This is a genomic window from Paenibacillus pseudetheri, assembly GCF_924513355.1.
Taxonomy (GTDB): Bacteria; Bacillota; Bacilli; order Paenibacillales; family Paenibacillaceae; genus Paenibacillus_AQ; species Paenibacillus_AQ pseudetheri.
In genome coordinates this window covers 203,953-225,584 of record NZ_CAKMAB010000001.1, presented here as the reverse complement: position 1 = coordinate 225,584, position 21,632 = coordinate 203,953, and the positions used below count along the sequence as shown (strand labels likewise).

The window sequence follows — 21,632 nt, the reverse complement described above, 5'->3', positions numbered from 1 at the left end:
CTATTTGAATTCTTGATATGCAACCCCTGCAGCCTTGTAAAGCTTGATGCGTACTGGATCTGTAAGCAGCATCTGACCTCGCTTATATTCAAGAATGCGCTGCTCAACGAAGTCATAGGTAATCCGCAGCTTTACCTTCTTTGCTGGATCAAGTAAAGGATCTTCCAGATCAATAGAAGTTGTAACCATCCATGAGAGCGATTTTTCATAGGCTGCTTCATCTTCGATTTTTTTGTTGCTCATGATGCAAGTCCTTCGTCTTTCCGCTTTTGTTTAATTTTTTTGTCGATATTGAGGAGAGACTGGCATGGCTTATCAAAAACCATACTTACAGTGCCTGTGCCAACATTCCTTCCTTTAGCTACAATCAGATCCATCAATCCTTTACGACTGCTATCAGCGTTGTAATAATCGTCACGGTACAAGAAAATCACCACATCAGCATCACTCTCTATGTTCCCGCAGTCTCGTATGTCAGACATAACTGGACGTTTGTCATTGCGTTCATCCACTTTGCGGCTCAATGCTGCCAAGCATACAACCGGAATATCAAAATCACGTGCGATTTGCTTCAACTCGTAGCTGATGTATTTATACATTTCACGCTCGCTACCAAATGATTTCTCGCTACGTAGATGTTGTAGATAATCAACGTAAAGTGTAAGTTTCGGGAACTTACGAATCAGCTTCGCTACCTTTCGGCGGATAGATTCGACTGTTGGGGCTGAAGTGTCATCAATGAATATTTCTCTTCCTTCGATGATTTCAGCGGCATATCCATAACGCTCCCAATCTCCATTTGTCATCTTCCCAGATTTCATGCGTGCCAATTCTAACCGGCTGGCTGCAGCTATCATCCGTTCTAAGATGTTCATGTCTCCATCTTCACCTGATATAAGCAACGCTGCTGATCCATCCGCTGTAGAAGCAAGAATTTCGTTACAGATATAGGCCGTCTTCCCTACAGATGGCCGTGCTCCGACAACAATGAAGTCTCCATCCTGATGCCCTTTGGTCAGATCATTTAGATCATTCGAGCAGCTTTTTCGTCCTGTTACCCCACCAGGGTTCTGTGAACGTTTGATGATAACTGACGTATGCCTTTTAATTAGGTCGGATATTCGTACTATCTCCCCACCGTCAGAAGTTCTAGCCTGAATCTCTTCGATTCGAACTATTTCACTTTTCATATCATCCAGAGATCCGCCTGAATAAATTTCACGCGCTGCCCTCTCTGTTTCTCGCTGGACATGTGCCTCGTTGACTATTCCCATGTAGTGCTTAAACATTGATGCTGATGACTCAGGTACACTCCTTGATATATCTATCAGAGCTATACCTCCGCCGATCTTATTGAGATCTTCCCCCCAATGCTTAATCATGTCAGGGATATAAAAAGGATCTTTTCTATCAGCAAACCTTTTGTAGGCGTTTTGCAATACCTGGAGAATAAGCCCATTGTTCCATTCTGGATTGAAGCTGTCTTCTCTCAGTACACACTCTTCCATGAGAGACTTATCTTTAATGATTGCTCCAAGAACGTTTATTTCAGCTTCATACAGGTAGTTGTAATTATTCAACGTTGTCGTCACCACCTATCAACCGCTTTTTCGCTAATCGCTCCAGCAGTTCATGGATGTGATCTGGCATCGGTATAACTTCGTTGCTTTCGTGGTACTCCAGTAGCGCAAGTTGCTCCTGCTTTTGCTCCAGCGCCTGAATGTCGTAAATGGATGGCTTAGGCTTATTGTAGAAATTGCCCACAATATCCGATGGCTTTGGAGGAAATGGACTTGTACGTAAGTGAGTCATTAAGTTCCTCCTCGCCTCTTCTACAGGAACTTCCTTAACCACCTCATACCAAACGTTAAATGTCGATTGATCCTTGACCGATGGCCCGTGTACCTTCTCGCTGATAGCCAGGAGTAACGTCAGTTCTTCCCCCGTCACCATGCAACCCTCCTAACTTCTGTTCAAGGAATGAAGGTTCTTTTTGAGCTAAAGCTGTTCTGGCATCTCCGTATGTTTCACCATTCCAAGTCCAGTCATCTTGCCAGACCTCATGATTAACTGCTGTATCCCCACTTTTCATAACCCTGCCTGACTTCTGGCAGTATTCCACATAGCAAGCTGTGCCTTTGATAATTTCATCCATCGTTACATTGCCTTTCTTCAACTCAGGCTCTACATGTGTGTTCCAATGGACAGACGCCTTTGCTTTCCCTTTCTTGTTCGGATATGAAGACCAGAATTTATTGAACGATTCCGAGTACTTCCGCATGTCCTGTTCCTCCTCTAAAGGTTTAAAACATTCTTCTTTAATACTTTCTTCTTTAATACCTTTTTCTTTCTTTGGTTGTTCTGCTGGTTGCTCTGCTGGTTGATTAGAAAAATCCTGCTGGTTGCTATCACCCTCAAAGCCTTGTGGGGCAAGGGGTTCTGCTGGTTGCTCTGGATAATTCTGCTGGTTGCTCTGCTGGTTATTCTGCTGGTTAGTTGAAGGGGTATATTCGAAGGCATAAACAGTGAATTTATTGAACTTTTGAGTCCTCCTAATGAACCCTTCAGCAACCAGTTTTTTAACCAGTGTCTTCAACCTTTGGTCTGAAATATCTAACCTTCGACACCAAGCAGGACGACCAAATATGAACTCTTTTTGATGGATCGTTACCTCAATGCCTTCGATAGTTCGCTTTTCAGGCTTATCCGAAAACCTAGCGACAAAGTACATTTCGCAGAAGACCATCCAATAGTCTTTATCACGCCTTAGCCAGTGGTTTTGCAACTCTCGTCCGATCTGGATGTAACCACTCATACTACCTCACCTGCTTTACTTTAAAAGGGCAGTTTGTGATCCTCGTGCCGCTGAAAGTGGTCAAAAATCCAGTTGGTCAAACGTTCAGCGTCGTTTCCCTCGTCTGCTACAGGAGGTGTGCTCATCCAGCACTTAATAATTTCAGTTACTTCTGATCGGATATTTGATAGAACAACCTTCTCTGGTTCAGGTTCTTCGGTGTATCCGTTAACTAGAGCTGATAAGAAAATCATTACTCGAATTTTCCCTCCCTCTGTTTGACCGTACCCCGTCCATTTTAAAAGTTTGCTCACTCCGTAATGCTCTTTGTTTGCACCATTTGCCGTGAAAAACCTATTCGCTATATCCGCATTTGAAATTTCTCTAATAATTAACTCATCAAGTTCGGCAGCGACTTCCCTTGGTAGTTGTACTTTCTTGCTGTTACGCCAAGATTCCAATTCCCACTCCAGTTGTTGAATGCGTTCCTTAAGCGCTCCAATATGAGGGGCAAAGTTTATGGCGTATTCACCGTTACGAAGCTTTTCATTTTCCTTTTTTAGTTCACCAACCATCAAGCCGCCTTCTGCAAGTGATTTCTCAAGAGCCTTTCGTTCCTTATCCCACGACTCTCTGCGCTCATTGACGTATTTTTCTAGATTTTTGATAGTTATCCCAGCGTTAGCTAATCTCTCGGTCAGCTCTTCATTGTGTTCAATCACATCGGCTTGAGCTGGTAGGTCACCTATTACAACATAACTGTCATAAGGAACGATCTGACCTGAGTGAATGCCTTCGATGATTTGTGCATTCTTACATGGATTAAGCGCCTGAAGTGGACCTAGTGACTTTTCATCTAAAAAACGTGCAATATATTTTCCGGCGGGTGCTTCCCCACTGCTTCTTTTGTTTAGAATTTTTATTTCAATTGGCATTTGCTGCACCTCTATTTCATAGTTTTTTGATTCTATATTTTCGGTCTTTCCGATCCCTACCGCTCGTCAGCTCACCATAACAGCGAGGACATACCCGAGTGCGTCCAATGTATTCCTCACGCTCTGGATTGATCTCTTGACCACACACCTTGCAATCTGGACTGATGACGTGTATCTCTACTTGTACAATGGGTTCATTTCTCATAGAGCTGATCCCTGAAATCTACCGCCCACTGTTTGCCATCCTTCGTGTAATCAATCCAGTTGTGGCAGGTCCCAGTATTAACACTAGGACCGCAGAGCATTGCCACATCCTTCACAGTCGTTTTGCCGTCGATCTGCCAGCGCCGAATTAGATGGGCACACTGTAAGCCTTTGATACTCCCGCAGCGTTCACAGCGTCCACCTGATCGTTCCATAGCTGCGTTGTAGACCTCGTTGCTAATTGCTCCGCGTTCTTTAGCAGTGGGCTTGTTGCGTTTATGCTTTGGCTTCTTCACTGGGTGGAAACCAAAGGTACTCATCAGTAGAGGCTCAATTCTTGAAAGTGTTTGATTCTACTGATCTTCTTCGTCTGCCGGCAGTACTCGCACTTCTCACAACGTACTGGTTCTACCTTCCCGGACTTGACCGCCTTTACTCGTTCAATGTGATTGCCAACAATCCGTAAATGAGCTGCGATTGCGTCATAATCGAAATAAATGATTTCATGATCCGGTGGATCTTGCTTGGTTACAACAACCATATGAGGCAGCAACCAATCCTCTTCTTTTCGTCCAGATACTTTACGTTCAACCTCGGCGTATACAGCCATCTGAATGATGTAGCCGTAGTGGTCTAGAAAGTTCTCATAAGCCTGTGATTCACTGTTCCACCATTTTCCGTCTATTTCTTTTAGTGCCTTCAAATCAGCGAATATTTTATGCTCTGGTTGGTAGCTATCTAGCATCACTTTCCAAGGAATACCGAACATTTCCGTGCTCATTATGACTTCCTTCTGTCCAGCCAACGCCTTCATTACTAAAGGATCGCTTTCTAACACCTCAATCATTTTGTTGCAATGTTTGAAGTTAGCTTTTAATTGTCCTGCCGTCTTTCCGGTACTGGCATATAGTTCCGGATTATCAGCTTTGAATTCATCAAGCGTTCCTTCGTTCCACGCATGAACATAATGCCCTTCCATAAAAGCTGTGACAGAAGGTTGTACATATTCGCCGCTGATCTTTGCCATTGCCTGAGCCTCACAACCCCCATAGGAGGGAAGGAAACTCTTGAACTGGCTCACGCTCATATAGTAACGGTTGGCTTCTTGGCTGAAATAATTACTCTTGTTCAGTTCCACCGGAAACCCCCTCCTTCACCTCAGTGAATTCACCGTCAATCACAGTCGCTTTGGGATTCAGCGGACTTTCCTGTGCCGGACGCGCCCGTTCCTGGTTAAAGTCCATGTCTGCAGCTTCTTCGAAGGCTTTCTTTTGCTCGATTGTGTCAAAATCCAATTCAATGTTCTTGCAAAGACGGCGGAGTATTGTTTTCTTATACATCTCTCCCGGAGTTGCCACCCATGCCTTGGAATATTCATTCGTCTTTTTGTTCTTCCGTGAGAAGTTGACCTTGATTTCCTCGATCTCTTTTTTACTCATGGTGTCGTAGTTCATTGAGCCATCTTCGTATAGGACAATAGCGAAAGCACCTAATATTTCTCCATCGTTAAACGGGAGTGGCTTAAATGAAATTGACTGCTTGCCGCCTTCAATCGTCTCGGTAAACTCATCGCCAATTCGCACCAATTTGGCATAAATGTCCTTGATCTTATTAATGCTGTACTTCTTGGCAAGCTTGACCTCGCCTTTGTAGTCTGTTTGAAACTCGACGGACCCTCCATAGATAATGGCGTAGCATTCCTTATTAAAGAAATCTAGCCCCAAGAATGCTCCTTTGAGCATCGTTCTGGCTACGCTCATGGCGTTACATTCTGCAATTCCATTGGTATCCTGCAGAACGGTCAGACAGTTTTGCATAAATCTAGTCTTATTAAAACCGGAGGGCAATGCCTCTGATTTAGCATCAATTAATTTTTCAAGATTGCTATGAATTGTGGCTAACTGAGTATTTGGCTGTGCGTTTGTCATTTCTTATCCCTCCACAATTTCGATATTCAGATCTTTGCCCTCAACCGTGGAGAGCAAGAAGTATTGGTAATCATCGTGTTGAGCGGAATCCAGTATCGCTTTTTGCTTGCTTCCAAGGTTCTGATAACCATCAATGCAGATTACCTTTAGCGGACCTGACTGAGCCTTAGCGAGCTTAAATGCGAAGTCTAACGCCTCACCTTCAGACAATCCGTCGATAAGTGTGCCATCAATCCGAATTCGACCTTTATCATCTACTGTCAGTCCATCCACTGGCAGTGCAGCAGTCTTAAGCAATTCTTTCGGCAGATCGCGAGCCTTCTCGATCTTGGCGGTTAGGTCAGCGGACCGCGCTTCTTTCGGAGACAACTTCTCGCGAATGATATCGTTCATCCGTTCCCACTCTCGAAGGTACTCTTTCATCTCAGCCGCTTTATGAGCAGCAGCTTGTAACGGCTCAGGGTCAATCCATTCAACATCAGCAATCACTTGCTCAGCATCGCCTGACTTCGCTTTCTCGGCCGCAATCAAACTGGCTTCGTGGTCTTTGATCTTCTCCAGATCCTTGCGCTCATGTTCCGCGATATTGTTAAGTGAAGAAGACTTTTCTGCGATCAATTGACGGTGCTCGCTGACATATCCTTTATTCAGTTCAACTTCACGCTGGACATCTTCCCGTACGTTAAGCTTTTTCTGTTGATATTGAAGCTTGAGGCGTTCAATTGCCTGCTCCATTTCGTTGTCCAACTGTAGGGATGCATCTGCGATTCGGCGGTCAGCATCGTCAATGATCTTTTGATCCTGCTCGATACGCTCCTCTAACCTCTTGATGCTGTCTTGCAGTGTATCGCGTTGTCTCCGGTAATCTAAAGTCTTTTCTTCGGTAGCGTTAGCAGAGCGCCGTTTGATGTCCTCGATCCGCAATGTCAACCCGTCGATTAAGGATCTAGCCTCTTCTAGCTTCTTATTTGATTCCTGAGCATCAGACAGTTTGCGATAGAGCTTCTGCAGGTCAACCCCGCGCCACTCTTCGCCATCATAGTTCGGTGGAAGGTCCCGCTTAATTCCTTCGATGTTTGCTCGTAATAGATTTATCTCACGGTTAATGCTGGAACGTTCTTCGAAATATGCTGATTCTATCTGCTTCAAAATTTGTAAGATGTGCAATTGATAATCTGCTTCGGGCATCTCGCCAAACCAAGCCTTGATGTTCTCAACCGTCCAATCGATCTGAAGCATATTCAGGATGATCTCAGTCTGCTCTTTGGAATCCTTCTGAACGAATTCAATCGGACGGAAAATATCGCCGTTGATTAGCTTTCGCAAGAATCCCTCCGTGCTGTTTACTGCCTTGCTATCATGCTTAACCTTGAGATAGTCCGCCTTTTCCGACCGAACCTTTCGGGTGATCTGGAGACCGTCCGTAAGCTCTACAAACAATTCAGCCTCTTCTTGTCCGTGGCTGATGACCTCTGTACGCCGACTATTATTGGTCAATGTCTTTTCAAGCGCCTCTATTAAACTGGTTTTCCCAGCGCCAGAGTCACCATCAACTTTATTGATCTTGCCGGGAGATACTTCTAGTTCACTAATCCCTAGCCAATCCGTGATTTTAATCCGTTTGATATGCAACATCTTTACAGCCTCCTGATTTGTGTGTTATAGTGACCGTGAATTTTTGAATAAGTGTTTGACTAACGTCCCCGGTTGCAGCCAGGGGCGTTTTTACTGATGGCTGTAAAACTTGATGAATGGTTTTCCTGTGCGTTTAGCCTTGGCTTTACGAAGAGAACGAGGGATAATACCGCCATATTCTTTAATGATTGCTGATGCAACAACGGAAGGACCAAGTGATCCAGGCTTGTACGCTGTCTTCTCGGATGCCTCATGCTTGAATTGACGGCGTGATTTGAAGAGTGCAAAATCCTTGGCAGCTTGTGACTGAACAGCGGCAATAAAAGCGTGTTTCTTGTTGGTGATGCGGAATTTTGTTTTCATGAATGATTCCTCCGATATGATTTATTTGTTGTTACAGTGCAGCCAATTCTTCCTCAAGCTGCTGGATTTCTTCGTTGACGGCCTGAACAGCAAATGTCTTTATCTTTGCTACCACTCTTGCTGAATCCCGATTACCGTTATAAGCCTGAGATTCCAAATCAACTTGCGTTGTATTCCATTTGAACCTTATTTCTTGAGCATTGATGAGTTGTTCAGCTTGCTTAGTGAGACCATCAATTTTATTCACAATTGCAGTGGCTTTCTTAGTGCGATCCGTCATGTACTCCAGTGTCTTTCTGTCCATCATTTAGCCTCGCTTTCTAGTGTTTTGGGCTCAAAACCCCGTTTTTGGCAAAAAAATAATAGGACTACTCGTTTTCGCAGTCTTTGCAGGTACGCGGATACCCCGGTTCCTTACCATCAACCAACCCGCCACATACATCACACATTAGACCATTTAAGATATCTTCAGCTGCTTGCCCCATTGTTTTGTTCACCTCCCTTTACGTCTACTTGATCTCGTATCTTTCGCAAACCTTGAATCACTAGGGTAGCCTATGTTTACCTTCTGAGCTGGCACATGTCCCTCTAAGTTTTTATTGGCGGCTTGAGGATCGTATCCGATACTTTGCGGCTTGCCGTATTTTCCATACAACTCTTTGCGCTCCATGTTATGAGCCGTGCGACAATGATTAACCGTGATTACATCACCTGTATGACCGCAATTGGGATAAGGACATCTGACTGTACTGCAAATGATTACTGTCATACGCATACCGCCAGTTGCTCCGTAGGAGAAGCCCAGATAGCGAGTACAGCGTCACGATGTTTGCGGCGTTCCTTGATAGCAAGCTGTTCAGTTTTAACATCCCCACGCCATTGAGCATCTTTCTGAACGCTTAGCCAGTAAGCCATTTCTTGGCGGTGAAATCTGAGAGTGTCTTTCTTTGCATTCATGCCATTCCCTCCAGTTCTGATTGCATTGACTCAACCACCACTAACATTCCTGAATTTCCAGACCAATATATCCGAGCTCGGTCGATAAACCCCTGCATTTGTTCCCTAGTGCAGCCCCGCCGTTTGCAATCCTGTAAAACATTTGATAAATCAGTTGGTGTGCTCATTTCATTATCCCTCCCTACTCTGTACGTCTTATTGGCTTCCAAGCAGAAATGTAATTCAGTACATTTTGCAGATCCTGCTTGAGAATATCTTTATAACTCGGTACCTCCCAACGATCTTTTATTTCCTTGTGGAGTTGCCGAAACAATTCGCTGCGTTCCGTTTTATCTGGTTCAATGCTGCATACCTTTTTGTTAATCCCCTGCTGCAATCTCCGCTGTTGTCCGCTATCTAAGGTGATCTGCTTTTCTACTTTTTGTTCAATTTCATCTACACGTCCTACGATCAACTCTTGACTCGCTAGTAAGTTATGAGTTGCTTGCATCAGCAATTTAAGAGGATCGATCGGTTTGTTATTTAACTGATCACGCATTTCATTGAATTGCTTGATGTACATTTCTTTAAAGCGTGCTGCTTCTTTTCCGGTGTAACCCATTACTAGGAATGAAAATCCATCTTGAGTTATGATGTACTTGGGATAAGTTCGCTTTCGAGAATCTGTGTAATCAATCGGCACGAAATTGTGCTGATTAAATTCTTCGCTACACTCCAATCCCCGAATGTCTTGCAAAACACGCTTGTGATCTTTTCCAAATACCTCAGCCACTGTCAAGCTATCTGTTACCGGACGGCCGTTATCGACACTTACTAAGTTGTACATGATGATCATCCTTTCTGTTTTTCATTTGCCTTACAGCTAGTCCACTATTAAGGCGTTATTCAGTAGGTCACGTAGCCTAATTGCCTCATCCCTACCCATCACTGTGAACGACTTGGCTTGAGCCACTATAGTACTTTCGTCGCCCGTTGTTTCTTCCTGTAAGAGGGTTAACTGAAAACTACCACCCCTCACAACACACAATGCGACCTGACAATCGTTCAACGCCTCAGTAACTCTTTTCAAGCTCATTCCTCCTCGCAGGAATTTTTAACCAAACGTATTGACGAATCATACGGTTTTACCGTATAATCTCCTTAGGTCATTTCTCTGTTTTAGAGAATTCTCCTTCAAAAAAAACCGCTGGATTAACACCCAGTCCCTTTACACAGATCGATTCAAGTTCTTCAGCTTCAATCGGATAGCTTCCGTCTAGCAGCTTATAAAACCGCTTCGGATTAATCCCCGCCTTAACAGCAATGTCTTTAAATACATAATCCTTTGATTGAATGAATACGCGAATACGGCGATAGATAGGAACAGTTACGGTACCGGGCATGTTGCACCTCCTTTCTCTGTTTTGGGTATTATTCTCCGTTTCAGAGAATTTGTACCCTTACTATAATTCTTCGTTTTAGAGATGTCAACAGGTTATTTAAAAATAATTCTTTGTTTTAGAGAATAATTTCTTTGTATCCTGGATATTATGGTAGTATCACAATGGAGGAGTTGAGGTAAAATGTTACCAATTTATGCGAAGCGCCTTAAAGAGGCTCGATTAAAAGCGGGAAAATTAACTCAATTGCAAGTAACTGAAGCAACGGGGATCAACAATAAAACATTAAGTGGTTATGAATCTGGGAGAAACGAACCGGATTATGAAACTCTAAAGGTACTTTGCGATTTTTACGGGGTTACAACGGACTGGGTATTAGGGCATACGAACAATCCTATTGCCCAGTTAAATGACACAGAGAAAGAGTTAGTGAAGAAGATTGACTTAGGAGATGAGTCCTTTGTTGATCAAGATATTAGCTTTGAAGGACATGAACTCACAACTGAAGAGAAGAAACAACTACAGGAACTAGCTCGCCTTATTTTGAAGAAAGACCGTTAAGGAATTTTTGTACAAGCTCTTTGTTTTCAGGAGTATCTTTTGCGATTAATTTAAGAAATTTAGCTGCATCAACACTATTAGTTTTTTTCATATGTAAAACCCCCAGTTTGTTTGATGTAATTATATACGAACAATCGTTCCCGTACAATCCAAATATTTCATAACGGAGGACTATTATGGCACTTTCCCGCGGGAAGTGCCTGTTGCGTTACATCCGTCAGTCTAAGGGTCTCACCCAAGAAACGTTGTGTAGTCGAGTCTTAGATAAGACCGGGCTATCAATATCAACAGTCATGCTTTCACAATTCGAGAATACCAAACGGCCAATGTCTCCAGAACAGATGCGAGCTGTTTGTATCGTACTCAAATGTACAGAAGCAGATCTATATGAATGGCCCCTGTAACGCAATGGGCTGGAGTAGTTAATAACTACTCTCCCGACGGAAAGAAGCTAACGAGCTCGTTAACCTCTGCGTTTGTCAAGAAAAATTCGCCCGATCTATTTGTTCCCATTTAAACCTATATTACACGTTATGTAAATTCAATTTCATCCCGACGAAATTCGTTCTATCCGCTTCCTAAATTCGACAACATTTTACAAATGACTTGTGTTACAATGTCCGACTATAAAAAAAGAAGCCTCACATACGAAGGCTTCTTTAAACTTTTTATTAATTATATGCTGGTACAGATGAATACTTTCGTTGGACTTTCTCAAAATTAATATTAGTAAACGTACATCGCTTAGATGTGTTCGTTACATCCTTTTCAAAGTATGCAACATGATGAACTTCATCCAACAGAACGATCTTGTCCATATTAACGACGTTTGTACGATCAACCATAACAAAGTTAAATCCGCTATTATCTAGAGCGCTTTGCCAGTATTTAAGCGTACCCGTCATATAGTACATCTCATCAATAGTATGCACGATAACTCTATCGATTTTTCGAGCATATTCCAAAAAAGCTATGTCTTGTATCGGTAGAGAGATAATCCCCGTAGTAGCGTCAGCGTCCCTGCTTACAGTTATACAAACCATTTGTACCATCTCCAATATTTACTTTAAAAGTTCTTTCGGAGTTTCTCCACCGTAGATGAACAGGGCGCTTGCAGGAGTGACAGTAAGAACTGCTACAAAAGCCAGTGCTGAAGAGATTACGTTCCATTTTTTCATTGAGATTTCACCTCCTTTCGTGATATCAATGTAAGTGCTTGAACAAAGAAGCACGCTGCTATTGTTGACGATCCAATCAAAAAATTACTGGAAATCATTAATACCGATACAACTTTCAACAGTGGGTAATACTTCGGAGGAATACGGGACTGCTTCTCTATTCCGGATGGTGCAAATAACAGGGCAAGAATCACACTAACAACATTAAGGACTAAAATCCCTCTAGCATTGAAATCAACATGTGAGATTGCAAAAAATAAGGATGTCGTCACGAGTACACACATAGATCCTGTTTTTAAATGCAACCCACCTGACACCATCCTAAGCATGGCGAAAGCTATAAGTATCGTAACGGTTTCCTTTAAATGCCCCGTTACAGCTGCAGCCACCAATGAAAAAGTAATTATCGACACCGTATTTATCAAAACAGCTAGTGCGTGCTTAAGCACGGCTAGTGATGCAGGATGATCAGGTGCTCTATGCTTAATCCCCTCAGCCATTCTACCCGCCACAAACTCAATCAAATTTCTCTCTCCTTTCTCATGGCGTATCTCAAAAAGAATAATAAAGAAGCAATAAAGAAGAAAATCGCAATCCAAGTTTCATTTACATAAAGTACTGCTGTAATAGCAATTAAGAAAAATAATATTGTAGTAACTACGGCCACTTGTTCAAACTTCAGTCGGAATTTATCAAAATCGAATGAAAACCCATAGCCGAATCGGTATAAGAACCACGAAAGAGGAATTACAATAATCGCTGTAGTTGCTTGTAGTATGTATCCGTAAACTAAATTAGATTGTGCGGCATCTATTGATCCAAAAAATACTAGAGCTAGTACCGCTTGTACAATTCCAAACCCAGCAAGACCAACGATCGTAATACTAAAAGAACCTATCAATGATATCTTGACGATTGTGGAATAAAGCAATGTGAAAAATAAAATATTTATGAGTGGGGCCAGATACGCAAGAGATAGTTCATTTCTTAACACAAAGCTTTGCAAGTTCATTATTAAAATTACAACAAGTGCTTGCCATAGATAGTCTGTAACTTTAAATCTAAAGATTGACATACTTAATGCACACCAAGCGAAAACTTCAATTGTAGAGAAAAACATGAAATTAAATGACTCAAGAAACACGCCAGCACCGCCTTTTTATGAAAGTCACTTTTCCTTGCCTGATCTCCATTCTTCGATTCGTTCCTGATACTTTTGAATTGAAGTTTTAAACCAAAACGGTCGATTCCCTACTACCAAATCTGGATCAGGAAACAATTTTGTTCTTCGTGTATGATGCATGTTCTTTGGGTCTATCTCCAGTAATTCAGCAACTTCTTTGTTACCCAACAAAGGAGGTAAACTATTTCCCCGTGCAATGTTCTGAGCTTCTTCAAGTTCATTAAGTATCTCTTGTATCTTTTTGCCTACCTCGCCTCCGACGTTATCTGCCCATTCTCTATAATTTTCCAAGGTCAACTTTAACACCTCCGCTTAACCTTGAAATTCTTTGATACGAAGAATATACGACAAAGTCGTATATATTGCAATGACTATTTTAATTTTTTCCTACGAAGGTATGTTTTCCCTTAATTACAAACGAAAAGAAACCTCGCCAGCATGATTAGCTGACAAGGTTCATCATCTTTTTTTATTTATAATCTCTGACATACCTACAACATCGGTCTGAAATACTCTATATGATCTTGTTCCAATAGCGTACTTACCCACTCCACTAATCCAGAGATACGGAAATATCTTTTTGTCTGGTCGCTGCCACTCCTCGTTGTGCCATTCGTTGCTTAAAAAGTAATGGTCATAACGAGTCAGTTTCTCCTTCATCTGCCTATCACTGTAGTTGCTACGTTGGATCTCAATATGCCACGGCATCCCTTTCCATATCATGAACACATCCGGTTCAGGCATCCCTTTGCTGTACTTTGGCTCTACAAAAAACACGCGTGGCTTTTCGATCTGCGCTATCTGTTTGTAAAAATCCGCAATCATCAGAAAGTGTGGGATCTTTGTCGAATCCTTTTTAATTGCCCCATTAACTGGAAAGTAAATGTATTGTCTACGGTCATCAGATGAAGTGATATAGTTGTCCCTCCGTAATCTTTTGAGTACATAATTAGCTGCCGTTACCTTGTTCTTCACATTTTGAAAATGCAGATCTGCAATTAGGTCTCTACTAAGCACTCTGAACCTTTGAATATCCTCGACGATAGCTTTATCACGTGCGTTCACTCACAACACTCCCAGCTCAATGATGTCGTCCTGCGACTCCTGTGAGGCTCTTTGCGGCTGTCTAATTTCCAGTGGATACTTATATCCTTTTAGTAACTCCTTCGCCTCAGATAACCCCAGATTTGGTCCTTGAACATACTTTAATCCATCCAGTTTCAACACCATACGGCCTTTCTCGCTGTCCTGTATATTTGCTGCGTCTACACTGTCTATTGTTATACGGGAGTTGATCCCATCAGCGTGTTTTAAAGCCATTCTTACCGTTAAGTTCTGCTTTAGTTTACCGTCCAATACCTGCGCGTCTGGACGCTGCATAGAGAGTACAAGATACACTCCTAGTGCTCTACCGATCGTACTAATCTCTTCAATACCCTGCATAATATCCTTTTCTTTTTTGAGTAAAGCCACCTCGTCAACAGCTAAAATAATATAGTTTAAGGGCTCCTCTAAATCATCCACATGTGCCACTCCTGCGGCTTCTAGGATGTCTCCACGGCGTTTCATCTCGAGTCTTAACATTGTGACAAGCGCTAGGACTTCGTGGGTCTCATACACAACAGCTTGAGCTATACCTTTAAATAAATGAAACTCTGATCTCTTAAGGTCAGCGCAATACAGATCAAGGTTATCCACATTACGAATTAGTGTTGTGAGGATTGCTCTTAGAGCCGCGCTCTTACCACTTCCCGTTTCTCCGGCTACCAACAGATGTGGATGCTTTACCATGTCATAAACTACATCACCATGTCGGTCCTTACCAACATATACGGGTAGCCTGTTCATACCTAAGCTTTGATCTATTTCCTCGGCGTTATATATAAATGATTGTATGGATGTTGTGTAAATCGAGATCATTATAGTACGAGCGTCAATCATACTTAACTCAGCTTCTAACCCGAAGACTTGCTGAAATATCCACGATTTTTTAAATACTTCTTGTGGGTCACTTCCAACCGGTAGCATGAATATCGCTTCCTTCCGATCCAGATACATCCTCACAGACTTCACCACAGGCTGTATGCGGCTTACTCGCCCCTTGTACCCTGTTAGGTTAGAGTGAAAGTCGTTAGTCCTTAAAAGCGCTCCTAGTTTACGTCTCATGACCTTTTCGGGGAATGACTGATGAACAGCAATCGCGCCAGCCACACACGCCCCGGCTGATAATAACGAGGAAGAAATCAAAATAAGATCACGCTCCCTATTGTTTCAAGATAGAAATAAGCGTAGTAAATCCGATTAGACATGTACTACCGTTGTAGTAAAACATCAGTAGATACCCTTGTAATTACCAAGGTAAATAAAACCCGAACATACCCCCAAGTACCCTGAAAAAGTGACGCCATTCTACTGCTGCAATAAGACCGCAAACTACATAAGTACCAATCTTGACGTACAGGACAGCACCGGGGCGACCGGATCGTTCCAAATACATCTCCACTGCGTGTCCTGCAATCCCTACAACTCCAAGCTTGATAAATGGCTCAATCATCAAACAAAACCTCCTACGTCAAATTCAAAATCGTTGCCCACCTGCTCCAGAGGAATTGATGACTGCACTGTAGCTACCGTTGGAGCTATACCCGTCATGTCTCTATCTATCAAGCGCTTGATGTACCCAGATGAATTAGTCTTGCTATATGCATGCTCGTAAGCTCTGCGTTGTTCTGGGTCCAACACATTAAAGGTGACTTGTATCGCTTTAATCTCGATGTTCTTAGACATATAACTTCCTCGCGATCAAAAAGAATGCTCGGGCGTTTGCGCTGGATGGATCGCCTGGCATTAACTTCACAGCAGGAAAGTACGGTAATAAATGCTGAAGTAACTCTTCAGCTCCACCGCCGCAAAGATAAACTGCATCCCCTGCTTTCCAGCCAGCTGCAAGTGCTCGAAGTGCGATCTGCCGTCCGAACGCTGAAGGATGGACGTTCCGATTACTTTCCATCCCTGCACCTAAAGTAAAACTCCCCTTATCGCTGAATCTCCGATCAATAAGTGTTCCGAAGTTAACCGTGCCGCTGCCTATGTCGATGATCCTTACCGTGCCGCCTCCTGGTATCAATAAGCCTGCAGTAACCCCTTCAGCAGCTACCTCGCATTGTTGTATGACAATCAATCTTCTGTTCCCATTGACCGTCAATTCGTGCCGGCCTTGCATCATTTTCTTGATGGCCATCTTTTCATCAGGTGTATGAGTGCTAATCGGCTGGCCCACCACTATCTTGTTCTCTGTCTGCTTTGAAAACTGATGTAATGCCAACAGGATTCGAAGCCTTGCATCTGGATGTGCCTTGGTTTCTCCTTTCTGGCTTTCCGCACACTCACTCTCAAATTGCGCTAACGTTCCAGCAAATCCTCGTTGTCCTTCATATTCCCATTCAAAGTCTGATTGCCCATGTTGTTGTCTTATATTGCGCTCACGATACTCACCGATCATTGAGGGGAACTGTTTAAACTCATGCCCATCGTAGTACATGGTTTTGTAGTTTCCTGCATCTATGGCTGCTATCATCTGCACCACTCCTTACGTGTCTGGTTACGTAAACACTTAGCTCCGGAGCCTGTGGTTTCGTATCTGCTTCTATATCTATTCAGCGCCGCTTGTTCAACTTTCCGATTTATATCAAATCGTTGTATAAAATTTGCGAGACTCGTCCAAAATTGTAGAAATCGGAAAATAGGACGAGGTGTGGTGTAATGTTTGGATTAGGAAAAAGCAGGAGTAAATTCGGAAAGTTTTTAGATAAGCACGGTGTAAGTCAGGAGGAAGTAAGGAAGGTTTCAAAACGAAACAAGGACACGATTACCAAAGCATGTACTGAGGATGATCCTAAATTGCGGGAGATCACTAAGAAGTCATTAACTGCAGCAGCAAAAAAAATATCAGGGAAAAACGTGAGGAATGAGGACTTCTGGCAATAAAAAAGCCCAGAGCATAAGCCTGAGCCATTAAGTGGTCCATTATTTCAGGTGGTCTTTTAAGATGTTTCCCAGTTCCGATGTGTATTTAGTCAACCTTAAGCTTATTTCTGTCCGCATCACGTCTCGTGTTATTCCAAAGCGCTCCTGATATCCCCGGCAAAAGATTTTGTAATACGTGATAAATTCATCTTGCTCATCTGCCAGCATTTTGATATTCCGCTGCTTCAGCTCTTTCTGCAGTTGATAGGTATCCTGCATGATCCGGCGCCGTATGGCTTCGCCAGCCATCAAAAAAGTACGTTTAAGAATGTTGCTGGAGTGTTCGAGCTCCTTCAGGCTCTTGCCAACCATCGTGTCTATGTAGGGAAGCAAAATGAGGTCTCGCACCATCGTGAGTTCCTCCGTAGTTATCATTTTATTTGGGTTCTCACGCTGCTGTTCCTCGTACTGCTCAACATGCTCAGTCATGATCATCTTCGTTTTCCATCGTTCATTACCCTCAAGTTTACTCATGCATACCCCTCCATTAACTGCTTCCGAAAATAAGAACATTTGTTTGTATTATAACCACGTTAGGGAAATTTAAGCAATGGAAAAAAGAAACAGCATGTCTAAATATCCAAGACTTACCTACCCTCCACTGCCCATCAAAAGATTATAATTGTGGAGAGGTGAAACTATGTTTATATCCCCAATGTTGTTGCAAACGGCTCCCGGGCCATTTTCGCACAGCGATTATATATTTGAACCAAAGATAGATGGCCATCGACTTATTTACTCTCAAGAATCCGGCAAGATCCGGTTATATACAAGACACGATAATGATTGTACTCAACAGTACCCTGAACTACATCTCCTATTTGCGGATAATGTTGTTTTGGATGGCGAGGTTGCCTGTGTCGATCCTACAACTGGTGTTTCAGACTTTGAATCAGTTATGAGCCGATTTCAGACAAGGCGAGCAGAGAAAATATTACAACTCACTGGGACACTCCCAGCGTATTATGCCATCTTTGATATCTTGATGTACAAAGGTCAGGATCTGCGTGGTTTGTCCCTGATGAGTCGTAAGGAGATACTGGCGGGATTAACCCTACCGTCTAATAGCTTTGGAGTAGTACCGCACGTGGAAGGTGCTGGAGAGGCATTATTTGAACAGATCGAAACACGTGGGATGGAGGGCGTAGTAGGTAAGCGTAAGAACAGCATATACGAGACTGGCCGCCGATCTCATGCATGGCAAAAGGTTATCAATTGGACCTATGCAGATGTTTTCATAACCGGATATCGCAAACAAGAATTTGGTTGGTTGGCTGCTGTTCCATCGGGTACTTCCGGTAAACTACGTCCTGCAGGAATCATCGAACTCGGTGCGTCACCGATTCATAAGCAAGCGTTTAGAGGTGTAGCCCCACAACTGATTAAAGGCGAAGATAAGGAGTTTGTACATCTTGAACCAAGATTACGAGCGAAGGTGCGTATGAGGAACTGGACTAAATCAGGGATGCTTAGAAGTCCAGTGTTTACAGAGTTTATCGTATAACCAAAAACAGACCCGTCAGGCACAAGCCCGGCGGGTTATTTTATGTATGCCCTAAATTCAAATCGCTCCCGAACAAAATGAGAACCATCAAGCTTAATAGAATCTGGTGTATACCCCTCTACAATTCCACCATAATCCATAAGATGACCTATTGGATCAGGTTCCAGCCGAAGCCATACGGATACCTTCGATTGAGCTAGGGCTGCTGTCAGGAATTCAGCATCGCTCTCTAATACTTTGTATGTAGCACTCAAATAATCAACTCCTTAAACAACAAAATACCCCACCAGTTATGGCAGGGTACGGTGCTTCCGTTGATTCTATTATAGATGGGCATCGAGTAAACTGTAAATTAAAAATATTACGGTGCTTAAAACTATAAAACCACTTCCATCATTTACCGTAATATATGGTAATATGAAATTAAAGGAGCTGAGTATCTTGAAGAAAGCAATCATCGGATTAGTGGCCGGTATGTTAATCGGTTCGGCAGGAATGGCCGCAGCTGCGACCACTCAGACTGTTCAGGCTGCCCTTGCAAAATTTACGTTTTCAGTCGATGGTCAAAAGCAAACACTTAAGAATGATCCACTTGTATATAAGGGCACTACATATCTACCAGTCCGCGAAGTAGCTGAAATGACAGGTTACGGACTGGAGTATGACAACACGAAGAAGTCCATTGATCTTAAGTCGAAAGGAGGAACTGTTGTGAAAAATGATCAATTAACAAGTACTGCTTACACGATAAAAGGACGCCAACTAGTTGAACTATTAGCTAAAAAGTATCCTGACATAGCAAAGCAAAGTTCTATGGCTATAGCTCTAACTCAGGACGGAGAACTTCGTTTTGGTGACCAATCATTTAAATTATCCTCAGATGCAAACTCAAATATCGACATTACTCCGCTTATTGATGCTGGTATTATCTCGCAGGACGATGTTCAATAGTTACCTCCTCCGCGACTTTGAACAAACAATTGTGTAACTACGCTTCCTACAATACGCCCGAGTGTATCGGGCGTTATTTTTATTTCATGCCACTTTCCCCGTTCCACTCTCCCACTATCATCCTTACTCAGAAATGGAATGATGTCTATATCATTGCCACTTGTTTCAGAATAAGGAACCACATTTCCATCTACCTGAATATTCAAACTTGATGGCGTTGGACCTAAATAAATGCCATACTGAATCCCATGTGTGTGAGCTGGTATATTATGCGTATGCTCCATATTGTGTATATGACTCATCTCATGAGTATGATCCATATCATGAGTGTGCTCCATATTGTGGACATGTGACTTAATATCATGAGTATGATCCATGCTATGGGTATGATTAGGTAGATCTATTAAATGTCCATGATTATATACATCATGGTAATGATCGCTTACCGGAATAAATGTCACCTGTCCAGTTGGCGTCAGAAGAACGGTGCCACTCGGGATACCATGATTATGACCACCGTTAGGAACTACAGGATCACCAGAAATTCCAGATACCATAACTTGTACACTTGTATTGGTTCCAACTGCACCTCCACCAGACACAGTTGTATTCCTGCTACTTGGTCCTGAAGTCGTCTGTCCTCCAGCTGCTGTTGTCTCTGTACTACTCGGTCCCGCTGTGTTTCTTGTGCTTGGTCCAGCTGTCTCCCTACTGCTGGGTCCAGATGTATCCTTTGAACTTGAGCCCGATGTTATGGCTGGTGCTGACTCTATCGCCTTGCTATATGCCCGGAATGCCTCAACTTGAAATGACAGCATTACTTTATTTATTCGCGCTGTTTCCTCTGGAATATAAAATTTTAATATAGCAGGATGGGTAGGATCTGCATTGTCCGCAACATCTCTTGTATCAAGATTTGTAGCCCCTTGAGCATACGAATCATTAATGTGCTGTCTGTTCTGAAGATCAGCAATAGATCCCGCAATATCCTCTGTCCGATTAGCAATCTCAATCTGTACGTCACCCGGTGAACCGATCATATCCCCTTTATCTACATTAACAACCCGAGCAATAAAGTCCTCTCCCAGTTCATCATCCTTCACTCTGATTCTTGCACCAGTCTTAAACTTATATATTTGTTGTCCAGTCAGTCGGTGGATTTCAGAAGCACCGACACTATAGGAGATACGCGGGTCCTTTAGTTCGTTGTACAACGTCCGGCAACGAGCCAATAGCGTCTCAGGATATTCAAAGCGACGATCTACAAAAATGGATGATAGAATGCCATACTTCGCCTGAGCATCTGCATCTTCGATATACGGCAATCCGCCGTTGATATCTGCGAATGTCAGTTGATTAACTCCTTCACCAAATCCGAGACCATATAATCGCGTGCAAAGATTAGTCGGATCCACTACCTTCTCGATCTCGGTCATGTTAACCCCATACCGGATGTAAGCCGTAACCTCTTCGTTTGGCTCCACAAGGTTCAGAGTCCACGGAAAAGATGTGGTGTCCCAAGTCCACTGATATTCAGAGTCGAAAGGCTTCGGCACTGAGAACAAAGCCCCGAGCAACGTGTCGTTTTCCCAATTGTATTCAAACTGCCGACCGAATCCGACTGTTCCAAGTTTCCAGCGTGTTACAACTTGCTTCGATAAAATGTACTGAATTACTTGATTTGTGTATACGCCAAGGTTGCCGACTGTATGAGATTGAAACAGTACATCATTCAGCAAGGTAGCAAGCACATGCTCACACTCGTATTTGATGACAGGCCCACTCTGGTTCCGGTTCATGGTATTTGGTACGATGCGGAATAATTCTACTCGTTCGTTGTTGTCATACAACTCTACAAAGCAAAACGGCTTGCACTCTGCGTTCTTCGGATCGTCTCCCGGCAGGCTGAACGCTGCCGTCCATAACGAGTTAAGCGGCATGCTGTATTCGATGTTAAACGCATTCTCAAGCAAAGCCACGCGCCGCATTTGAGCGTCGTAAATTGTTACTGGTGCTTTAGGCATCTTGGTTCCC

The 21,632-nt window shown here is 43.0% G+C and carries 33 protein-coding genes; 4 read left to right on the top strand and 29 right to left on the bottom strand.

Annotation, left to right across the window (positions count from 1 at the left end; all coding sequences use genetic code 11):
- The 16 genes from L1028_RS01025 to L1028_RS00950 all read right to left on the bottom strand — a co-directional run bounded on the left by L1028_RS01025 (window position 1) and on the right by L1028_RS00950 (window position 10,198).
- A complete protein-coding gene (locus L1028_RS01025; protein ID WP_234530103.1) occupies window positions 1-243 on the bottom strand; it encodes a hypothetical protein in 243 nt (80 codons plus the stop codon).
- Complete coding sequence (locus L1028_RS01020) at window positions 240-1,592, bottom strand: replicative DNA helicase (RefSeq protein ID WP_234530101.1); 1,353 nt, start codon at window positions 1,590-1,592, stop codon at window positions 240-242. The genes L1028_RS01025 and L1028_RS01020 overlap by 4 nt, the downstream gene beginning before the upstream one ends.
- On the bottom strand, window positions 1,573-1,812 hold the full coding sequence (locus tag L1028_RS01015) for a hypothetical protein (protein WP_234530099.1): 240 nt from the start codon (window positions 1,810-1,812) through the stop codon (window positions 1,573-1,575). The genes L1028_RS01020 and L1028_RS01015 overlap by 20 nt, the downstream gene beginning before the upstream one ends.
- A 55-nt stretch (window positions 1,813-1,867) precedes the next feature.
- Window positions 1,868-2,815 carry a hypothetical protein gene (locus L1028_RS01010; protein WP_234530097.1) on the bottom strand — a complete coding sequence of 316 codons (948 nt, stop codon included), beginning with the start codon at window positions 2,813-2,815 and terminating at the stop codon, window positions 1,868-1,870.
- Between the two features lie 20 nt (window positions 2,816-2,835).
- Entirely contained in the window at window positions 2,836-3,729 is an 894-nt protein-coding gene (locus L1028_RS01005) for a hypothetical protein (protein WP_234530096.1), read from the bottom strand.
- A 194-nt stretch (window positions 3,730-3,923) separates the two neighbouring features.
- A complete protein-coding gene (locus L1028_RS01000; protein WP_234530094.1) occupies window positions 3,924-4,253 on the bottom strand; it encodes a hypothetical protein in 330 nt (109 codons plus the stop codon).
- Window positions 4,253-5,071, bottom strand: coding sequence for a PD-(D/E)XK nuclease-like domain-containing protein (locus L1028_RS00995; protein ID WP_234530091.1), 819 nt, complete (start codon window positions 5,069-5,071; stop codon window positions 4,253-4,255). Before L1028_RS00995 ends, L1028_RS01000 begins: the two co-directional genes overlap by 1 nt.
- Window positions 5,052-5,861 carry a RecT family recombinase gene (locus tag L1028_RS00990; protein ID WP_234530089.1) on the bottom strand — a complete coding sequence of 270 codons (810 nt, stop codon included), beginning with the start codon at window positions 5,859-5,861 and terminating at the stop codon, window positions 5,052-5,054. The genes L1028_RS00995 and L1028_RS00990 overlap by 20 nt, the downstream gene beginning before the upstream one ends.
- Before the next feature lie 3 nt (window positions 5,862-5,864).
- Window positions 5,865-7,496, bottom strand: a complete 1,632-nt coding sequence (locus L1028_RS00985; RefSeq protein WP_234530086.1) for an AAA family ATPase — start codon at window positions 7,494-7,496, stop codon at window positions 5,865-5,867.
- Window positions 7,497-7,586: 90 nt separating this feature from the next.
- On the bottom strand, window positions 7,587-7,859 hold the full coding sequence (locus L1028_RS00980) for a hypothetical protein (protein ID WP_234530084.1): 273 nt from the start codon (window positions 7,857-7,859) through the stop codon (window positions 7,587-7,589).
- 31 nt (window positions 7,860-7,890) lie between these two features.
- Complete coding sequence (locus L1028_RS00975) at window positions 7,891-8,166, bottom strand: hypothetical protein (RefSeq protein ID WP_234530082.1); 276 nt, start codon at window positions 8,164-8,166, stop codon at window positions 7,891-7,893.
- A gap of 186 nt (window positions 8,167-8,352) precedes the next feature.
- A complete protein-coding gene (locus L1028_RS00970; RefSeq protein ID WP_234530079.1) occupies window positions 8,353-8,628 on the bottom strand; it encodes a hypothetical protein in 276 nt (91 codons plus the stop codon).
- Window positions 8,625-8,816 carry a hypothetical protein gene (locus L1028_RS00965; RefSeq protein ID WP_234530077.1) on the bottom strand — a complete coding sequence of 64 codons (192 nt, stop codon included), beginning with the start codon at window positions 8,814-8,816 and terminating at the stop codon, window positions 8,625-8,627. The genes L1028_RS00970 and L1028_RS00965 overlap by 4 nt, the downstream gene beginning before the upstream one ends.
- Window positions 8,813-8,983, bottom strand: coding sequence for a hypothetical protein (locus tag L1028_RS00960; RefSeq protein WP_234530075.1), 171 nt, complete (start codon window positions 8,981-8,983; stop codon window positions 8,813-8,815). The genes L1028_RS00965 and L1028_RS00960 overlap by 4 nt, the downstream gene beginning before the upstream one ends.
- A gap of 14 nt (window positions 8,984-8,997) precedes the next feature.
- Window positions 8,998-9,642 carry a Rha family transcriptional regulator gene (locus tag L1028_RS00955; protein WP_234530073.1) on the bottom strand — a complete coding sequence of 215 codons (645 nt, stop codon included), beginning with the start codon at window positions 9,640-9,642 and terminating at the stop codon, window positions 8,998-9,000.
- A gap of 319 nt (window positions 9,643-9,961) precedes the next feature.
- Complete coding sequence (locus L1028_RS00950) at window positions 9,962-10,198, bottom strand: hypothetical protein (RefSeq protein WP_234530071.1); 237 nt, start codon at window positions 10,196-10,198, stop codon at window positions 9,962-9,964.
- Between the two features lie 180 nt (window positions 10,199-10,378).
- Here L1028_RS00950 and L1028_RS00945 point away from each other — a divergent pair, with 180 nt between their 5' ends.
- A complete protein-coding gene (locus L1028_RS00945; protein ID WP_234530069.1) occupies window positions 10,379-10,756 on the top strand; it encodes a helix-turn-helix domain-containing protein in 378 nt (125 codons plus the stop codon).
- 671 nt (window positions 10,757-11,427) lie between these two features.
- Here the strand turns inward: L1028_RS00945 and L1028_RS00940 are convergent.
- From L1028_RS00940 to L1028_RS00895, 10 genes are all read right to left on the bottom strand, one after another.
- A complete protein-coding gene (locus tag L1028_RS00940) occupies window positions 11,428-11,799 on the bottom strand; it encodes a LytTR family DNA-binding domain-containing protein (protein ID WP_234530067.1) in 372 nt (123 codons plus the stop codon).
- A gap of 18 nt (window positions 11,800-11,817) precedes the next feature.
- Window positions 11,818-11,934, bottom strand: coding sequence for an AgrD family cyclic lactone autoinducer peptide (locus L1028_RS00935; RefSeq protein ID WP_234530065.1), 117 nt, complete (start codon window positions 11,932-11,934; stop codon window positions 11,818-11,820).
- Window positions 11,931-12,458 carry an accessory gene regulator ArgB-like protein gene (locus L1028_RS00930; RefSeq protein ID WP_234530063.1) on the bottom strand — a complete coding sequence of 176 codons (528 nt, stop codon included), beginning with the start codon at window positions 12,456-12,458 and terminating at the stop codon, window positions 11,931-11,933. Before L1028_RS00930 ends, L1028_RS00935 begins: the two co-directional genes overlap by 4 nt.
- Window positions 12,455-13,078 carry a hypothetical protein gene (locus L1028_RS00925; protein ID WP_234530061.1) on the bottom strand — a complete coding sequence of 208 codons (624 nt, stop codon included), beginning with the start codon at window positions 13,076-13,078 and terminating at the stop codon, window positions 12,455-12,457. The genes L1028_RS00930 and L1028_RS00925 overlap by 4 nt, the downstream gene beginning before the upstream one ends.
- A 24-nt stretch (window positions 13,079-13,102) precedes the next feature.
- Window positions 13,103-13,414 (bottom strand): hypothetical protein, encoded by a 312-nt coding sequence (locus L1028_RS00920; protein WP_234530060.1) that lies wholly within the window; start codon window positions 13,412-13,414, stop codon window positions 13,103-13,105.
- Window positions 13,415-13,576: 162 nt separating this feature from the next.
- Entirely contained in the window at window positions 13,577-14,182 is a 606-nt protein-coding gene (locus L1028_RS00915) for a replication-relaxation family protein (RefSeq protein ID WP_234530058.1), read from the bottom strand.
- Window positions 14,183-15,283: an FtsK/SpoIIIE domain-containing protein gene (locus L1028_RS00910; RefSeq protein WP_234530056.1), complete on the bottom strand. Its 1,101-nt coding sequence runs from the start codon at window positions 15,281-15,283 to the stop codon at window positions 14,183-14,185.
- A 184-nt stretch (window positions 15,284-15,467) separates the two neighbouring features.
- Complete coding sequence (locus L1028_RS00905) at window positions 15,468-15,671, bottom strand: hypothetical protein (RefSeq protein WP_234530054.1); 204 nt, start codon at window positions 15,669-15,671, stop codon at window positions 15,468-15,470.
- Entirely contained in the window at window positions 15,671-15,904 is a 234-nt protein-coding gene (locus tag L1028_RS00900) for a hypothetical protein (RefSeq protein ID WP_234530052.1), read from the bottom strand. The genes L1028_RS00905 and L1028_RS00900 overlap by 1 nt, the downstream gene beginning before the upstream one ends.
- Window positions 15,897-16,694 carry a ParM/StbA family protein gene (locus tag L1028_RS00895; RefSeq protein WP_234530050.1) on the bottom strand — a complete coding sequence of 266 codons (798 nt, stop codon included), beginning with the start codon at window positions 16,692-16,694 and terminating at the stop codon, window positions 15,897-15,899. Before L1028_RS00895 ends, L1028_RS00900 begins: the two co-directional genes overlap by 8 nt.
- A 185-nt stretch (window positions 16,695-16,879) precedes the next feature.
- Here L1028_RS00895 and L1028_RS00890 point away from each other — a divergent pair, with 185 nt between their 5' ends.
- Window positions 16,880-17,104 (top strand): transcriptional regulator, encoded by a 225-nt coding sequence (locus tag L1028_RS00890; protein WP_234530048.1) that lies wholly within the window; start codon window positions 16,880-16,882, stop codon window positions 17,102-17,104.
- A gap of 39 nt (window positions 17,105-17,143) precedes the next feature.
- On the opposite strand, the gene L1028_RS00885 is transcribed toward L1028_RS00890, so the two are convergent.
- Entirely contained in the window at window positions 17,144-17,617 is a 474-nt protein-coding gene (locus L1028_RS00885) for a YhjD family protein (protein ID WP_234530046.1), read from the bottom strand.
- Window positions 17,618-17,783: 166 nt separating this feature from the next.
- Between L1028_RS00885 and L1028_RS00880 the strand changes: the two genes are divergently transcribed.
- Window positions 17,784-18,647, top strand: a complete 864-nt coding sequence (locus tag L1028_RS00880) for an ATP-dependent DNA ligase (protein ID WP_234530043.1) — start codon at window positions 17,784-17,786, stop codon at window positions 18,645-18,647.
- A gap of 35 nt (window positions 18,648-18,682) precedes the next feature.
- Here the strand turns inward: L1028_RS00880 and L1028_RS00875 are convergent, their stop codons facing one another.
- Complete coding sequence (locus L1028_RS00875) at window positions 18,683-18,901, bottom strand: hypothetical protein (protein ID WP_234530041.1); 219 nt, start codon at window positions 18,899-18,901, stop codon at window positions 18,683-18,685.
- A 112-nt stretch (window positions 18,902-19,013) separates the two neighbouring features.
- Here L1028_RS00875 and L1028_RS00870 point away from each other — a divergent pair, with 112 nt between their 5' ends.
- Window positions 19,014-19,598 carry a stalk domain-containing protein gene (locus L1028_RS00870; protein ID WP_234530039.1) on the top strand — a complete coding sequence of 195 codons (585 nt, stop codon included), beginning with the start codon at window positions 19,014-19,016 and terminating at the stop codon, window positions 19,596-19,598.
- On the opposite strand, the gene L1028_RS00865 is transcribed toward L1028_RS00870, so the two are convergent.
- Window positions 19,592-21,622 (bottom strand): phage tail spike protein, encoded by a 2,031-nt coding sequence (locus tag L1028_RS00865; RefSeq protein WP_234530037.1) that lies wholly within the window; start codon window positions 21,620-21,622, stop codon window positions 19,592-19,594. The two genes, L1028_RS00870 and L1028_RS00865, sit on opposite strands and share 7 nt — an antisense overlap.
- Between the last annotated feature and the right edge of the window lie 10 nt (window positions 21,623-21,632).

What these genes read in the sequence shown, in the direction of transcription:
- L1028_RS01025 (WP_234530103.1), bottom strand. Translation starts at nt 243, where the DNA reads ATGAGCAACAAAAAAATCGAAGATGAAGCAGCCTATGAAAAATCGCTC.
- L1028_RS01015 (WP_234530099.1), bottom strand. Translation starts at nt 1,812, where the DNA reads ATGACTCACTTACGTACAAGTCCATTTCCTCCAAAGCCATCGGATATT.
- L1028_RS01010 (WP_234530097.1), bottom strand. Translation starts at nt 2,815, where the DNA reads ATGAGTGGTTACATCCAGATCGGACGAGAGTTGCAAAACCACTGGCTA.
- L1028_RS01005 (WP_234530096.1), bottom strand. Translation starts at nt 3,729, where the DNA reads ATGCCAATTGAAATAAAAATTCTAAACAAAAGAAGCAGTGGGGAAGCA.
- L1028_RS01000 (WP_234530094.1), bottom strand. Translation starts at nt 4,253, where the DNA reads ATGAGTACCTTTGGTTTCCACCCAGTGAAGAAGCCAAAGCATAAACGC.
- L1028_RS00990 (WP_234530089.1), bottom strand. Translation starts at nt 5,861, where the DNA reads ATGACAAACGCACAGCCAAATACTCAGTTAGCCACAATTCATAGCAAT.
- L1028_RS00985 (WP_234530086.1), bottom strand. Translation starts at nt 7,496, where the DNA reads ATGTTGCATATCAAACGGATTAAAATCACGGATTGGCTAGGGATTAGT.
- L1028_RS00980 (WP_234530084.1), bottom strand. Translation starts at nt 7,859, where the DNA reads ATGAAAACAAAATTCCGCATCACCAACAAGAAACACGCTTTTATTGCC.
- L1028_RS00975 (WP_234530082.1), bottom strand. Translation starts at nt 8,166, where the DNA reads ATGATGGACAGAAAGACACTGGAGTACATGACGGATCGCACTAAGAAA.
- L1028_RS00970 (WP_234530079.1), bottom strand. Translation starts at nt 8,628, where the DNA reads ATGACAGTAATCATTTGCAGTACAGTCAGATGTCCTTATCCCAATTGC.
- L1028_RS00965 (WP_234530077.1), bottom strand. Translation starts at nt 8,816, where the DNA reads ATGAATGCAAAGAAAGACACTCTCAGATTTCACCGCCAAGAAATGGCT.
- L1028_RS00960 (WP_234530075.1), bottom strand. Translation starts at nt 8,983, where the DNA reads ATGAGCACACCAACTGATTTATCAAATGTTTTACAGGATTGCAAACGG.
- L1028_RS00955 (WP_234530073.1), bottom strand. Translation starts at nt 9,642, where the DNA reads ATGTACAACTTAGTAAGTGTCGATAACGGCCGTCCGGTAACAGATAGC.
- L1028_RS00950 (WP_234530071.1), bottom strand. Translation starts at nt 10,198, where the DNA reads ATGCCCGGTACCGTAACTGTTCCTATCTATCGCCGTATTCGCGTATTC.
- L1028_RS00945 (WP_234530069.1), top strand. Translation starts at nt 10,379, where the DNA reads ATGTTACCAATTTATGCGAAGCGCCTTAAAGAGGCTCGATTAAAAGCG.
- L1028_RS00940 (WP_234530067.1), bottom strand. Translation starts at nt 11,799, where the DNA reads ATGGTTTGTATAACTGTAAGCAGGGACGCTGACGCTACTACGGGGATT.
- L1028_RS00935 (WP_234530065.1), bottom strand. Translation starts at nt 11,934, where the DNA reads ATGAAAAAATGGAACGTAATCTCTTCAGCACTGGCTTTTGTAGCAGTT.
- L1028_RS00910 (WP_234530056.1), bottom strand. Translation starts at nt 15,283, where the DNA reads ATGAGACGTAAACTAGGAGCGCTTTTAAGGACTAACGACTTTCACTCT.
- L1028_RS00905 (WP_234530054.1), bottom strand. Translation starts at nt 15,671, where the DNA reads ATGATTGAGCCATTTATCAAGCTTGGAGTTGTAGGGATTGCAGGACAC.
- L1028_RS00900 (WP_234530052.1), bottom strand. Translation starts at nt 15,904, where the DNA reads ATGTCTAAGAACATCGAGATTAAAGCGATACAAGTCACCTTTAATGTG.
- L1028_RS00895 (WP_234530050.1), bottom strand. Translation starts at nt 16,694, where the DNA reads ATGATAGCAGCCATAGATGCAGGAAACTACAAAACCATGTACTACGAT.
- L1028_RS00890 (WP_234530048.1), top strand. Translation starts at nt 16,880, where the DNA reads ATGTTTGGATTAGGAAAAAGCAGGAGTAAATTCGGAAAGTTTTTAGAT.
- L1028_RS00885 (WP_234530046.1), bottom strand. Translation starts at nt 17,617, where the DNA reads ATGAGTAAACTTGAGGGTAATGAACGATGGAAAACGAAGATGATCATG.
- L1028_RS00880 (WP_234530043.1), top strand. Translation starts at nt 17,784, where the DNA reads ATGTTTATATCCCCAATGTTGTTGCAAACGGCTCCCGGGCCATTTTCG.
- L1028_RS00865 (WP_234530037.1), bottom strand. Translation starts at nt 21,622, where the DNA reads ATGCCTAAAGCACCAGTAACAATTTACGACGCTCAAATGCGGCGCGTG.